Consider the following 13,777-nt stretch of genomic DNA (forward strand, 5'->3'; position numbering starts at 1 on the left):
TATGACACTAATCCAATGGTTTATATTTTTCCTTGTAATACAAATCGTTCATTACGTAGGAACCTGGAAATTATATGAAAAAGCCGGACGTAAATCCTGGGAAGCTGCAATTCCGGTTTACAACGCAATCGTGCTGATGAAAATCATCGACCGTCCGCGTTGGTGGACAATCCTTCTTTTTATCCCGATTGTCAATCTGATTATGTTCCCGGTGATTTGGGTGGAAATCTTACGCGCTTTTGGAAAAAAATCGACTGCCGATACTATTTTAGGTGTCGTAACTTTAGGGCTATATATTTATTATATTAATTACACACAAGACGTAACGTATATTCCGAATAAAAACCATGTAAAGACAGACAACACCTTAAGTTCGCTGTTATTTGCTATTGTGGTAGCTACATTAGTCCACACCTATGTGATGCAGCCGTATACGATTCCATCATCATCCCTGGAAAAATCGCTATTAATTGGTGACTTCCTTTTTGTGAGTAAATTCCATTACGGAGCCCGTACGCCACAAACAGCTGTCGCTTTACCAATGGTGCACGACTCTATTCCATTGATTAAAGCAAAATCCTATTTAAACTGGCCACAGATTCCAACGTTTCGTTTTCCGGGAATCCAGAAAATCGAGCGCAACGATATCGTTGTGTTTAACTGGCCGGTAGATACCGTTAAAACGATGTTTGGAGACAATTCCGGACAATATACTTACAAACCCGTAGACAAAAAAACCAATTATGTAAAACGTTGTGTGGGTATTCCGGGTGACAGTCTTTCGATTAAAGACGGTGTGGTTATGATCAATAATAAACCGCTTGCACTACACGATCGTCAAAAATTACAGTTTTCGTATGATGTGGTCACCGATGGCAATCGTTTCGACTACAATTACCTGATACACGATTTAAAATTAAACCCGAATGAAATTGGTGCAATATCAGAGACTCAATTTCTATTCCAGTGTCTTACCGATGAAACAGCCAACCGTTTACGCAACAACCCAATCGTAAAATCGGTTACTAAAAAACTGACTACAGCAGGCGAAGCGGATATTTTCACAGGACATCCGGGTTGGAACCGTGATAACCTCGGTCCGATTTATATCCCTGGGAAAGGACAGACAGTTGCTTTGAACAAAGAATCGCTTCCGTATTACAAACAAATCATTACCGAGTACGAACATAACGATTTAAAAGTAACCGGCGACGAAATTCGCATCAATGGTAAAGTGGTCAATTCCTACACCTTTCAACAGGACTATTACTGGATGATGGGAGACAACCGTCACAACTCGCAGGACAGCCGTTATTGGGGTTATGTACCGTTTGAAAACGTAGTTGGAAAACCAGTATTTATCTGGATGAGTTTAGACCAAAATGTACCTTGGGCTAAAGCGATCGATAAGATCCGTTGGGAACGTTTGTTCACCACAGTGGGTGGAAGCGGTGAACCGGTATCCTATTTCAAATACTTTGTTATCGTATTGGCAGCCTGGTTCGGATATGATTTCTACAGAAAAAGAAAAGCAAAAAGAAATTCGTAATTCAAAATCGCGATAAAACGGTTTACCCTGTAAACCACCTGAAATGAGAAGTAAGATTAAGCCGGTTAGCGATAACCGCTGATTTTACTTCTCTTTCTTCATAAAAAAACAAGCCTATGAACATTTTACTACATCCGACCTACTTCCCTTCTATCAGCCATTTTGCTGCTATGGCAAAGGCGGATACGATTACTTTTGAAACAGAAGACAATTTCCAGAAACAGACCAACCGTAACCGGATGTATATCTACAGTCCAAACGGAATACAACTGTTAAACATTCCGGTAAAACATACTAAAGAAGTACATCAGAAATTTAAAGATGTTAAGATTGAAAATGCCTTTAACTGGCAGAAACAACACTTTAAATCACTTGAAGCAGCCTACAGAACATCGCCTTTCTTTGAATATTTTGAAGATGACATCCGTCCGGTTTTTGAAAAGCAACATACCTTTATGATGGATCTTAATTTTCAGATCATGGAAATCGTAACGGATTGTCTGGGAATGGATTTTAAATATGCCAAAACGGACGAATATTTCCACGAAATAACCGACAAAACGGATTTTAGAAATCTGGTTAACGGAAAAAAAGACACGGCTGTTTTCGAGCCCTACACTCAGGTTTTTGAAGAAAAACACGGTTTTATAAACAACCTTAGTATACTCGACCTGTTATTTAACGAAGGGCGTTATGCCATGGAATACCTAAAAAATCAGTCGCTTTAAAGGCGACTATTTTTTTGCTTTTTCGGTTCGGTATCGGATGTAACCGGATGTTGTGGTGCTTCATCGCGTAATGTCAACCGGGTCGTGATCGGAAAATGATCCGAATTAATAAAACTATCGTGGTTTACAAAGTTTTTCACCTCGATACGTTTGTCAACAAAAACATAGTCAATACGAGCCGGATAATAGTCATAATCATAGGTCTTTCCAAACCCTTTACCGGCTTCTTCAAACGCATCTTTCATGTTGCCCTTAATATTGCGGTATACATACGAAAAAGCACTGTTATTCAAGTCACCACAGATAATTAACGGGAAATGACATTCCGCTTTATGTTGTTTGATCAACTCAGACTGCATTTGCTGAATCGCAAAGGCTTCACTGATCCGTCTGAAAATCTTTTTAGATTTCACCTCATCGATTTTCTCATGAATATCGGGACTTATCTTGATCGACTGCAAATGCATACTATATACGCGAAGCGTGTCTCTACCCTTTTTGATATCGGCAAAAATTACGTTATTATTCGAATTTGGAAATTTAATGTTCCCACCGTTTACAATCGGAAACTTTGAAAAAATAGCCTGACCGGTTTTTACCTTGTCGCCCTGCATATAAATAAACTGATGTTTATAGCCTTCAAAGTGTACCGGCTGCGTATTCGAATATTCCTGCAAACATAAAATATCCGGATTCTGTGACAATACAAACGCTTCGATCTTATCGATTACATTATCCTGTTTGATCCATTCGAACACGTTAAACAGTCGTACATTATAACTCATCACAACAAAATCATCCTCTTCGGCGATCAGATCTTTGGATGAGAATTTATAGAATTTATTAAAAAATGTAATTCCGATCAGAAATACGCATAGTGAAAGTAGTACCTGTTTTTTAAACTGGATCAACCAGTAAAACAAAAACAACAAATTCAGGATCAGCATCAGCGGCAAAACCAATGTCAATACCGATAAAAACGGGAATAATTTGGGTGCGAGAAACGGCAATACATAGGCGATAAAGCTCAATACAGTGAGTACTATATTGAAAAAGAAAACTATTTTATTAAACCATGACAAATTTTTCATACTTCGCCGTTATCCGCTTATTATTTCGAAACCGGATTATTTCCCTACTTTAAAGAGGAACTCCTTTTCTTCTTTTGTGAGACTATCATAACCGGATTTACTGATTTTATCCAGAATATCGTCGATTTTTTTTTGTGTCATATCCTTATCAGCTGTCGTTACAGTGCTGGTTTGGGGTTGTTTTTTGGTATTCCGGTGTACCGTTTTAAAAGGTGTTGTTTTTTTCGGACGGAATAAACCAAAAATATAATCTAAAAAAGTCGAAATTCCTTTGGTCAAATCGGTACCATTCTGTAGCATTTTAATATATAAATAACCAAAAAAAGCACCGCCCAAATGCGCAATATGTCCCCCGGTATTGTTTAACGGAATCTGAATCAGATCCAGCAAAACCAATGCCAGTGCCAGATGCCACATTTTCACATTTCCGATCAGCAACAATCGGATTTCCGAAAACGGCGTATAGGTTGCCGCACCTACCAGAATCGCCATGATCGCTCCGGAAGCACCAACAAGTATTGTATTATTCTGAAAAATAAAATCGGTCGCTACAAACAACAGTCCGGCAAAAATCGCGCCTAAAAGATACAATCCAAACAATTGTTTTTGGGTAAAATAGGTCGTAAACAAACGGCTGGCAAAATTCAGCACGATCATATTAAATAACAGATGAAAAAAATCGGCATGCAGAAAAGCATACGTCAATAAAGTCCAGGGCCGCGTTATCATGGTCATCACATCCGATGACAAACTCGTCCAGACCAGTATCACACTAAAAAGATCCGGAGCAAATGCTTTCAGAAGAAAAAACGGAATGGCAATTCCCACGTTCCAGAAAATCAGCTTTTGCGCGATTCCTCCCAGTCGGTATTGCATTTTAAAATCATCCAGTATATTCATTCTATTCTTTCTTTTTTGTGGTTTTTATACTACTAATTTAGGCTTTATTTTTGGAACCGTTAGCGATCCCAACGATTATTGTTGAATTGATTTTTTTTCCAGAACCACATCATCAGAAAACCAACAATTGCACCTCCAATATGAGCAAAATGCGCAATACCACTAGGTCCGCCAAAAATAGAACGGCCACTCATTCCGAGATACAAATCGACTAACAACAAGCCCGGAACAAAGTATTTTGCTTTAATCGGAACCGGGATAAACATCAATGCCAGTTCGGCATTCGGGAACATAAAGGCAAAAGCCACCAAAAGCCCGTAAATAGCACCGGAAGCGCCAACAGCAGGCGCCGCAAAAGCAGAACCAAATTCAGTAACTTTATCCATTCCTCCCAAAACGGCACTCCAGTTTGGATTTATCTTCCCTTCCGATAACAACTGTACTACTTCCGATTGGGACACTCCATTTTCGATTAAACTATTTAATCCATCGTGGTACAAATAATAATTCACGCCACTATGCAGTAAAGCTGCACCCAATCCGCAGGAAATATAGAAAAACAGGAATTTTTTCCCGCCCCAGAAATGCTCCAGTGTCGATCCAAACGAATACAACGCAAACATATTAAAGAAAATATGCATCCATCCGCCATGCATAAACATATGCGTTAGCGGTTGCCAGAATTGGAAATTCGGATTTTCAAAATACCATAACGCCAAATAGTTAAAAGCCGCCGGAACAAACATAGTTCCCAGGAAAAAGATAACGTTAATAATAATTAACTGTTTTACGGTTTCGGTGATATTCATCATAGTGCAAATCGTTTATCAATGTCTTCCACCCGCATTGTGATGAAAGTCGGTTTAAGGAAAGGGGAAACATTTGGTTCTTTACAGGCAAACAAGGTATTGACCATCGTTTCCTGTTCGTGTTCGGTTAAATAAGTACCGGTTTTTACCGCCAGACTTCGCGCCATGGATTTTGCAATCCGGTCACACTGACTAAAACTGTTTTCCGGTAATTCGCCCTGCAAATCTCCGATAAGTTCTTCCAGTAAAATCGCTACCTCGCTTTCAGCCACATTTACCGGTAATCCGGAAATGGTTACCCGATCGTCATGAAATGCCTCAAAAACAAAACCGGTGCTTTCCAGCGATGGTTTTAATTCGGTAATAATGGCTAGTTCCGCTTTGGAAAAATACAATTCCAACGGAAACAGCAATTGCTGACTCGAAGCCTGATGTACCGTTATATTCGTCAGAAACTGCTCGTATAAAATACGTTGGTGTGCACGTCGCTGATCAACAATTAACATCCCGGATTTAATCGGGCTGACAATATATTTTTTATGAATCTGATAGGTGCGGTTATTCGATACCTCATCGATGGTATGCTCATCAAAAAGCGAACCGGTCACTTCCTCGCTTTCCAGCTGGATTTCTCCGATTTCCACCTCTTCAGTCGCCTGTTTCAGTCCTACATACAGACTTTCCCAATTCTGACCGGATGTTTCTTTTTTATAACCACCTGCAGAGAAAGAGGGATTCGAACCCGCGGACCTTGTCCCGGAAGTCATATTTCCTGAAAAAGAAGCCGAAAAATTGGTAACCGGTTTCGTGTCTTCTTCCAAAAACGGATTAAAATTGGCGTCCACCTGAATCAATGGTGTTTCTGCGTCTTTACCGGTATAATCATAGGGCGTATCCAAAGTCGCATCCCTTTCAAAATCGAGTACCGGTGCTACATTAAACTGTCCGAGGCTATGTTTTATAGACGAACGCAAAATGGCATAAAGCGCCTGTTCGTCATCAAATTTAATTTCTGTTTTTGTCGGATGGATATTGATATCAATCGTATGCGGCGGTAAATCCAGATACAGGAAATAACTTGGTTGACAACCGTCTTTTAACAAGCCTTCGTAGGCCGCCATAACCGCGTGATGCAGATAGGGACTTTTAATAAACCGATCGTTAACAAAGAAAAACTGTTCACCACGGCTTTTTTTAGCAAACTCCGGTTTTCCTACAAACCCCTGAATTTCGACAATCTCGGTACTTTCTTTAACCGGAACCAGTTTTTCGTTGGTCTTCCCGCCAAATACATTTACGATCCGTTGTCGGAAATTCGAAGCCGGCAGGTTAAACATTTCACTTCCGTTGTGAAACAGTACAAAATGAATATTGGCATGCGCCAACGCCACCCGTTCGAACTCATCAATCACATGGCGAAACTCTACCGTATCCGATTTCAGAAAATTTCGGCGCGCCGGAATATTAAAAAAGAGGTTTTTTACCGAAAAAGACGTTCCTTTTGGCAATACGGCCACTTCCTGCGATACAAACTTACTTCCTTCAATCACAATATGCGTTCCCAGTTCTTCCTGATCCTGTTTGGTTTTCATCTCCACATGAGCAATTGCCGCAATCGAAGCCAAAGCTTCCCCGCGAAACCCTTTGGTATGAAGTGAAAACAAATCTTCCGCATGACGAATCTTGGACGTTGCATGACGCTCAAAACACAAACGCGCATCGGTAACACTCATTCCCTTACCGTTATCGATTACCTGAATAAGTGTTTTACCCGCATCTTTCACGATTAATTTAATTTCTGTTGCACCGGCATCCACCGCGTTTTCTATCAATTCCTTGACAACGGAGGCAGGACGCTGCACCACCTCACCCGCGGCAATCTGATTGGCAACATGATCGGGAAGTAATTGGATAATACTCGACATTCGTATGTTTTGAAGCTGTTTAGATTAAAAAAGGGTTTTCCTTCTGAACCACCAAATTTAAAGAAAATGACAGACATTTAACGAATGAAGCCTCTCAATTTTTTGTTAATGGTCAACCCTCTAAAAACAAAGAACCTGTAACGCAAAACATTACAGGTTCTAATTATATAACTTGATTTTTTTATGCTTTTTTCCGAAGATCTGCCATTTTGATGGCAGCGATAGCCGCTTCGGTTCCTTTATTCCCATGAACGCCACCACTTCTGTCGATAGATTGTTGTTCGTTATTATCGGTTAACACGCAGAAAATCACCGGCACATCGGTTTGCACGTTCAGGTCTTTGATTCCCTGTGTTACCCCTTCGCAAACAAATTCAAAGTGCATGGTTTCCCCTTTTATTACGCATCCGATTACAATAACCACATCTACGTTTTGGGTTTCAATCATTTTTTTGGCACCGTAAATCAGTTCGAAACTACCGGGCACATTCCAACGAACCAGATTACTTTCCAAAGCGCCACAATCCAGTAAAGCGGCTTCGGCACCGGAATACAATCCTTCTGTTACTTTATCGTTCCATTCCGAAACCACAATCCCAAACCGAAAATCTTTCGCGTTTGGGATTGTGTTTTTATCGTAATTGGATAAATTTTTATTAGCTGTCGCCATATTATTCGGTCATTGCGATCAACGCATCGATATTAGCACCTTCTGCAGAACCTTCGTATTTTTCTTTAATTTGGGTAAAGAATTTGGCTGCATCCGCTTTTTTATTCAATGCCAACGCAACTTGTCCGGCTTTAAATAAAAATCGTGGTGTTGTATATTCGTTATCATTTGCTTCAGCCGCTTTTTTATAGTACGTTAAAGCATCTTCTTTTTTGTCAAGTTCTGAAAAAGCATCTCCGATACCTCCTAAAGCTAAGGCTTTAAGCATCATATCATCGGAAGAAAACTGCTCCAACTGCTGAACCGCTTCTTTGTATTTTGCCGTATTCAGGTACGCCATACCTGCATAATAATGCGCTAAGTTAGCCGCTTTTGTTCCGGAATAGTTATCTACGATTCCAAGGAATCCTAATTTACCTTCACCACCTTTTAATGATAAGGCGAAAAGTGAATCAGCAGCCTGTCCTTCTACAGCTTGTTGGAAATATTGTTGCGCCTGGAACATTTCATTTGCAGCATCGTCCTCTTTTGGTTCTACTACAAATTTATCATACAAAAGATAACCTGCCGTTGCAATAGCAATAGCACCTACAAATCCGAAAATATATTTCTGATTTCTAGCCACCCATTCTTCCGTTTTGGAAGCACCTTCGTCCAATTTATTAAAAACTCCGGCAGTAGTACTTCCTTTTTCGTCGATTTCTACTGCTTGCTCAAATTCATTTTCAACAGCTTCTTCTTGCGGTTTCGGGGCTTTGTATCCTCTTTTGTTATATGTTGCCATTTATTTTAAATTTATTGAGCTGCAAAAATATACTTTTTATTGAAACTTAAAAGCCCTTTTTATCGATATTTTTCAATAATTTGCACCCGCTTTTAAAAAAAACTGACATAAATATCAGCATTAACCACTTTCCTATCCGTGTATTTAAAGACGCTTTCACTGTTTAATTATAAGAATATTGCCGAAGCTACTTATGATTTTGATGCCAAAATCAACTGCTTTGTCGGCAAAAACGGTATTGGTAAAACCAATATACTGGATGCTATCTACCATTTGGCCTACGGGAAAAGTTATTTTAATCCGTTGGCGGTTCAGAACATCCGACATGGAGAGGAGTTTTTTGTGATTGAAGGTCAGTTTGAAAAAGACCAACGTACGGAGCAAATTGTCTGTAGTTTAAAAAAAGGACAAAAAAAAGTATTAAAACGCAACGGCAAACCTTATGATAAATTTTCGGATCATATCGGTTTTATCCCGTTGGTTATTATTTCCCCGTCGGATCAAGACCTTATTATAGAAGGTAGCGAAACCCGCCGTAAATTTATCGACAGCGTGATTTCGCAATCCGACAGTTTGTATTTACAACAACTGATCCAATACCAGCGCATACTGACACAACGCAACGCCTTGTTAAAATACTTTGCGCTAAACCATACGTTCGACAAAGATACTCTTGCCGTATATAATGAGCAACTTGCCGTAATTGGGCAGCAGGTATTTGAAAAGCGACAGTACTTTATCAGCGAATTCATTCCTATTTTCAATCGTTATCATCAGTTGATCACCAATTCCTCCGAAACGGTACAGATTGTTTACGAAAGTCAGCTTTTTGAAAAAGACATGTTAACGCTTTTTGACGAATTTTTATCAAAAGACCGCGCCTTGCAATACACCAGTGTTGGCGTTCATAAAGACGACCTTTCGTTTGAGATTGATCATTTTCCGATTAAAAAATTTGGTTCCCAAGGACAACAGAAATCTTTTTTAATTGCCCTAAAACTGGCGCAGTTTGAATTTATCAAAAAACTAAACGGTACCGCTCCGATACTCCTTTTTGACGATATATTTGACAAACTGGACGAAAGTCGGGTACATAAAATTGTCGAGATGGTTAACGATGAAACATTCGGACAACTCTTTATTTCCGACACCCATCCGGAACGTACCGAAGCTATTGTCAAGTCGACTTTACAGAGTTACACCCTTTTCCAACTGTAAAAAAAGTAACTTTTCGTTTCTATATTTACGAAAAACAACTCCTCGGCCTCTTTTTTTACAACAAACCTCACATTTGTTTGGATTTTAATTAAATATTCGTGATATTTATTTTTTGATCCCCAATCTATTAAATAAAAACCAGGACTTTCCTAAATTTACAGCCCCAAATACCACTACCTGCCTTTCTTTTTAATGCTGTTCAAACATAGTAACTGACTCATAAAAGATAGCTGATGAAGATTCCTTTACAAAAGCGAAAAAAAGTACACATTGCCCTTTTTATTTCCATCCTCATCATCCAATTGCTTTTTTTCTGGATGTGGTACCAACAAAACAACGAATACAACACCTTATCCGAATCGGTTCAGAATGCCAGCAAACCCAATGAGGCGGTTTATTTCTCCAATCAGGCGACACGAAGTTTTCTAAACGCCCAAAATGCGTTTAACGACTACCTTCTCAGTTATAAAAAAACCTCTTTAAACCAATACGAACACTCCATTCGGGAGATGACCGTTTATCTGGACAGCCTGGATCGGCTTTCGGCTGTAAACAAAGATTTTTTCAAGGTAATCAAATCGAAAGAAACCACCGAAAAACAAATCTATCATATCCGCAAGCAACTGGATTCGCTGATGCGAAAAGGAGTCATTTCCTTAATGGGCAGTGATTCGCTTCCGTCTAACTTCAACATTCGGAAATTCAATTATGCCAAGACACTGAATTCGATCAGCTACGACACGATACTTACGTCCGACAAAGACCGTAAGAACGGTTTTTTTGCCCGGATCGGAAAAGCTATTTCCGGAAAAAACGACATTATGAAAGAGCGCCTTCAGGTACGTATTAAAATGGTATATGGTAATACCGAAAAAGTTGGCTCGTTTGAAGACCAACTTAAAAACACCTTCAGCACCATTGATCACTACTATACCCAGGAATTTAAAAAACTAAACCGCACCTATAACAACCTTCGAAAAAAGGATCGGGAATTATTGGAAATCAACAAAACCATACTACGCAACAGTCAGGAGATATTACAGGTCTACTCGGATTCGGCTCAGGAGCTCGACAAATTAAAATACGCAACAGCACTCAAAAACATCGAAAAACAGCGCACCCTGATTCTGGCATTACTTCCAATCATGGTTATCATCACCATAATTTTATTGTTCTATACGCAGTTTGCGTATATCTACGAAAAGAGCCTGTTGGACGCCAAGACCGAAGCCGAAAAAAATCTGGAATTCAAAAACCGTATCATTGGCATGCTAAGTCACGAAATGCGGGCACCGCTTCATATTATCTCGAACTTTTCGAAACGGCTAAAATCGGCTACGCTACCGGAAACCGCACTTCCTACCGTCAATTCGTTAATTTTTACTTCCAATTCACTACAGATTACCGTCAATCAGATTCTCGACTTTTTTAAAAACAAAAGCAGCAAACTGGTCGTATACAATTCCAACTTTAACCTGAAAAACGAAATCCTATCGGTATTGGAATCGCTACGTTCGTTGGCAGAAATCAAAAAAATCGACCTCAATCATACGATTGACTCAAAACTGGACACTATAGTCTGGGCGGATAATGTAAAAATACACCAGCTTTTTTATAATATTATCGGAAATGCCATCAAGTTTACCGACCAGGGAAGTATAACCGTAACGGCCGGTTTATCGGATCAAGGCACGCAATACCTTTTGGAAGTTACGATTAAAGACACCGGAGCCGGTATTCCGCCTGAAGACCTGGAAAACATATTTGATCAACATTATCAGAGTAAATTCCATTCCGAACAGATCAAGCTTGGTGCCGGGCTTGGCTTAAACCTATGTAAAGAAATTGTCGATCTTTTTGGCGGCACGATCACTGTAAAAAGCGTTCTACAAAAAGGCACCGAAGTTCGTTTTTCACTACTCTTAAACAAATCCCGCGATGTCAAAACAAGTTTGGAGCAACTATTGGAAATCAACCGTAAAAAACCACTTGCCATAGCCATCATAGACGATGACGCCATCACGTTGGCCAGTCTTAAAAAGATGATCAATAATACCAATGCTAAAGTCAGCACTTTTACGACACCTTCCGAGTTGCAAAACCATCTTAGTAATAACACCACAGATTTGGTGATTACCGACTTACAATTGGGAACGTTTTCCGGTATTCAACTCGCGCGGGAAATACAAAAAATGCACGCGATACCGATTATAGCCGTTACCGGTGACGACTATTGGGCGCAGGACAAAACACCCGACGATTCTCCGTTGGAAACCGTTATTCTTAAACCCGTAAACAAAGAAGAACTTTATGCTAAAATTTTAAAAACGGTAAGTTGATCCCCATTGTTTTTCACAAATTATGACGGCGAAAAGAAACAGAATTCAAAATGGTTTACCTATTTTTACACCATCAATAAAGCATATTCATTCATGATCATTTCTTCAGACTTTTCGCTTCAAAAATACAATACATTCGGAATTGATGCTAAGGCCAAAACTTTTGTTTCGGTTACAAACGAAACAGAACTGGCGGAAATTTTACAAAAGCACCATTCGGAAAAACCTTTTATTTTGGGCGGTGGCAGTAATATGTTACTCACTAAAGATATCGACCGACTGGTAATCCATGTTAATTTAAAAGGAAAAAGCATTCTTGAAGAAAACGACGATTATGCATTGGTACAGGCAGAAGCCGGTGAAAACTGGCATGAATTTGTACTTTGGTCTATTGATCACCAACTTGGCGGACTGGAAAACCTGTCGTTGATTCCCGGAAATGTCGGTACTACTCCAATTCAAAATATCGGTGCTTACGGTGTGGAAATCAAAGACACCTTTGTCTCTTGTCGGGCGATGAATATTGCAACACAGGAAATTGTAACTTTCGACAAAGCGCAATGCCAGTTTGGCTACCGCGAAAGCATCTTTAAAAATCAGGAAAAGGATCGCTTTGTAATCCTGTCGGTTACTTTTCAACTAACCCGAAACCATCATAAAATCAACACCTCTTATGGTGCGATCGAAGCCGAACTAACGCGACATAACATTACCCATCCAACGATTAAAGATGTGAGTAATGCGGTGATCACCATCCGTCAGAGTAAACTTCCGGATCCAAAAGAACTTGGAAACAGTGGTAGTTTCTTTAAAAACCCTGTCATTCCTAAAGCGGATTACGACAAAATACAAAGTCAGTATCCTGATATGCCGCATTATACGGTTTCCGAAACGGAAGTCAAAGTACCGGCGGGATGGCTAATCGAACAAGCCGGTTTTAAAGGCAAACGATTTGGCGATGCCGGAATACACCAACACCAGGCTTTGGTATTGGTAAACTACGGAAATGCTACCGGAGCGGAAATTCTGGCAGTATCAAAAAACATCCAGAAAACCATTTTGGAAAAATTCGGAATTGCGATAGAAGCCGAAGTCAACATCATCTAAAATGTATATCGAGGAGCAATATCAGAACAACGATCCCAAAGCGATCCGCGATTTTATCCAGCAGAACAGCTTTGGGATATTGATCAACCAAACCGAAGGAAAACCATGGGGTACACATATTCCATTGGAACTGGAGTATAATCCGGAAGGCAAAGAAGTTCTTTACGGCCATATTGCCAAAGCCAATCCGCAATCGGCAGCCCTACAAAACGGCGCTACCGTATTGGCGATTTTCAACGGACCACACCATTATATTTCCTCTTCCTGGTATGATCATGAAAATGTTCCGACATGGAATTATATTGCGGTACATATATATGGTACCATTCGCCTTATTGAAGGTGACGAACTTTTATTTTCCTTAAAAAAGCTCGTCGACAAATACGAAGCCACTTCCGAAAATCCAACAAAAATCGAAAACCTGTCCGCTAAAACCATGCGTCAGGTAAACGGTATTACTGCATTTGAGATTAGCATTGATCAAATTCAGGCGGTTCATAAACTCTCTCAAAACCGCGACGACAAGAACCATTCGGCTATTATCGAAAAGCTGGAAAACCAAAACCGTCCGAATGCCATTAGCATTGCCCGGGAAATGCGAAAAAACCGAAAATAAGCCGCGACGAATTTGTTAAATTCCAATTGGGATTTAACATT

12 protein-coding genes are annotated in these 13,777 nt (G+C 39.8%); 6 read left to right on the plus strand and 6 right to left on the minus strand.

Going from position 1 to position 13,777, the window contains the following annotated elements; genetic code table 11:
• Nucleotide 1: 1 nt before the first annotated feature.
• A complete protein-coding gene (gene lepB, locus E6C50_RS11485) occupies nucleotides 2-1,549 on the plus strand; it encodes a signal peptidase I (RefSeq protein ID WP_136403369.1) in 1,548 nt (515 codons plus the stop codon).
• Nucleotides 1,550-1,665: 116 nt separating this feature from the next.
• The gene (locus E6C50_RS11490; protein ID WP_136403370.1) at nucleotides 1,666-2,277 is read left to right on the plus strand and encodes a WbqC family protein; all 612 of its coding nucleotides are present in this window, start codon (nucleotides 1,666-1,668) and stop codon (nucleotides 2,275-2,277) included.
• Here the strand turns inward: E6C50_RS11490 and E6C50_RS11495 are convergent.
• The 6 genes from E6C50_RS11495 to E6C50_RS11520 form a co-directional block, all read right to left on the minus strand.
• Nucleotides 2,274-3,368, minus strand: coding sequence for an endonuclease/exonuclease/phosphatase family protein (locus E6C50_RS11495; protein ID WP_136403371.1), 1,095 nt, complete (start codon nucleotides 3,366-3,368; stop codon nucleotides 2,274-2,276). The genes E6C50_RS11490 and E6C50_RS11495 overlap by 4 nt on opposite strands.
• Before the next feature lie 36 nt (nucleotides 3,369-3,404).
• Entirely contained in the window at nucleotides 3,405-4,268 is an 864-nt protein-coding gene (locus tag E6C50_RS11500; protein WP_136403372.1) for a rhomboid family intramembrane serine protease, read from the minus strand.
• A gap of 59 nt (nucleotides 4,269-4,327) precedes the next feature.
• Nucleotides 4,328-5,080 (minus strand): rhomboid family intramembrane serine protease, encoded by a 753-nt coding sequence (locus tag E6C50_RS11505; protein WP_136403373.1) that lies wholly within the window; start codon nucleotides 5,078-5,080, stop codon nucleotides 4,328-4,330.
• On the minus strand, nucleotides 5,077-7,002 hold the full coding sequence (mutL, locus tag E6C50_RS11510) for a DNA mismatch repair endonuclease MutL (protein WP_136403374.1): 1,926 nt from the start codon (nucleotides 7,000-7,002) through the stop codon (nucleotides 5,077-5,079). Before mutL ends, E6C50_RS11505 begins: the two co-directional genes overlap by 4 nt.
• Nucleotides 7,003-7,183: 181 nt before the next feature.
• On the minus strand, nucleotides 7,184-7,672 hold the full coding sequence (gene ribH / locus E6C50_RS11515; RefSeq protein ID WP_136403375.1) for a 6,7-dimethyl-8-ribityllumazine synthase: 489 nt from the start codon (nucleotides 7,670-7,672) through the stop codon (nucleotides 7,184-7,186).
• A gap of 1 nt (nucleotide 7,673) precedes the next feature.
• Nucleotides 7,674-8,456, minus strand: coding sequence for a tetratricopeptide repeat protein (locus E6C50_RS11520; RefSeq protein ID WP_136403376.1), 783 nt, complete (start codon nucleotides 8,454-8,456; stop codon nucleotides 7,674-7,676).
• Nucleotides 8,457-8,594: 138 nt separating this feature from the next.
• On the opposite strand from E6C50_RS11520, the gene recF reads away from it, so the two are divergent.
• From recF to E6C50_RS11540, 4 genes are all read left to right on the plus strand, one after another.
• Complete coding sequence (recF, locus tag E6C50_RS11525) at nucleotides 8,595-9,674, plus strand: DNA replication/repair protein RecF (protein ID WP_136403377.1); 1,080 nt, start codon at nucleotides 8,595-8,597, stop codon at nucleotides 9,672-9,674.
• Between the two features lie 233 nt (nucleotides 9,675-9,907).
• A complete protein-coding gene (locus E6C50_RS11530; RefSeq protein ID WP_136403378.1) occupies nucleotides 9,908-12,013 on the plus strand; it encodes a hybrid sensor histidine kinase/response regulator in 2,106 nt (701 codons plus the stop codon).
• Nucleotides 12,014-12,106: 93 nt separating this feature from the next.
• Complete coding sequence (gene murB, locus E6C50_RS11535; RefSeq protein ID WP_136403379.1) at nucleotides 12,107-13,120, plus strand: UDP-N-acetylmuramate dehydrogenase; 1,014 nt, start codon at nucleotides 12,107-12,109, stop codon at nucleotides 13,118-13,120.
• Nucleotide 13,121: 1 nt separating this feature from the next.
• Nucleotides 13,122-13,736: an FMN-binding negative transcriptional regulator gene (locus E6C50_RS11540; protein WP_136403380.1), complete on the plus strand. Its 615-nt coding sequence runs from the start codon at nucleotides 13,122-13,124 to the stop codon at nucleotides 13,734-13,736.
• Nucleotides 13,737-13,777 lie beyond the last annotated feature (41 nt).

This window comes from Flavobacterium supellecticarium (genome assembly GCF_004801375.1).
Classification (GTDB): Bacteria; Bacteroidota; Bacteroidia; order Flavobacteriales; family Flavobacteriaceae; genus Flavobacterium; species Flavobacterium supellecticarium.

What these genes read in the sequence shown, in the direction of transcription:
- lepB (WP_136403369.1), top strand. Translation starts at nt 2, where the DNA reads ATGACACTAATCCAATGGTTTATATTTTTCCTTGTAATACAAATCGTT.
- E6C50_RS11490 (WP_136403370.1), top strand. Translation starts at nt 1,666, where the DNA reads ATGAACATTTTACTACATCCGACCTACTTCCCTTCTATCAGCCATTTT.
- E6C50_RS11495 (WP_136403371.1), bottom strand. Translation starts at nt 3,368, where the DNA reads ATGAAAAATTTGTCATGGTTTAATAAAATAGTTTTCTTTTTCAATATA.
- E6C50_RS11500 (WP_136403372.1), bottom strand. Translation starts at nt 4,268, where the DNA reads ATGAATATACTGGATGATTTTAAAATGCAATACCGACTGGGAGGAATC.
- E6C50_RS11505 (WP_136403373.1), bottom strand. Translation starts at nt 5,080, where the DNA reads ATGATGAATATCACCGAAACCGTAAAACAGTTAATTATTATTAACGTT.
- mutL (WP_136403374.1), bottom strand. Translation starts at nt 7,002, where the DNA reads ATGTCGAGTATTATCCAATTACTTCCCGATCATGTTGCCAATCAGATT.
- ribH (WP_136403375.1), bottom strand. Translation starts at nt 7,672, where the DNA reads ATGGCGACAGCTAATAAAAATTTATCCAATTACGATAAAAACACAATC.
- E6C50_RS11520 (WP_136403376.1), bottom strand. Translation starts at nt 8,456, where the DNA reads ATGGCAACATATAACAAAAGAGGATACAAAGCCCCGAAACCGCAAGAA.
- E6C50_RS11530 (WP_136403378.1), top strand. Translation starts at nt 9,908, where the DNA reads ATGAAGATTCCTTTACAAAAGCGAAAAAAAGTACACATTGCCCTTTTT.
- murB (WP_136403379.1), top strand. Translation starts at nt 12,107, where the DNA reads ATGATCATTTCTTCAGACTTTTCGCTTCAAAAATACAATACATTCGGA.
- E6C50_RS11540 (WP_136403380.1), top strand. Translation starts at nt 13,122, where the DNA reads ATGTATATCGAGGAGCAATATCAGAACAACGATCCCAAAGCGATCCGC.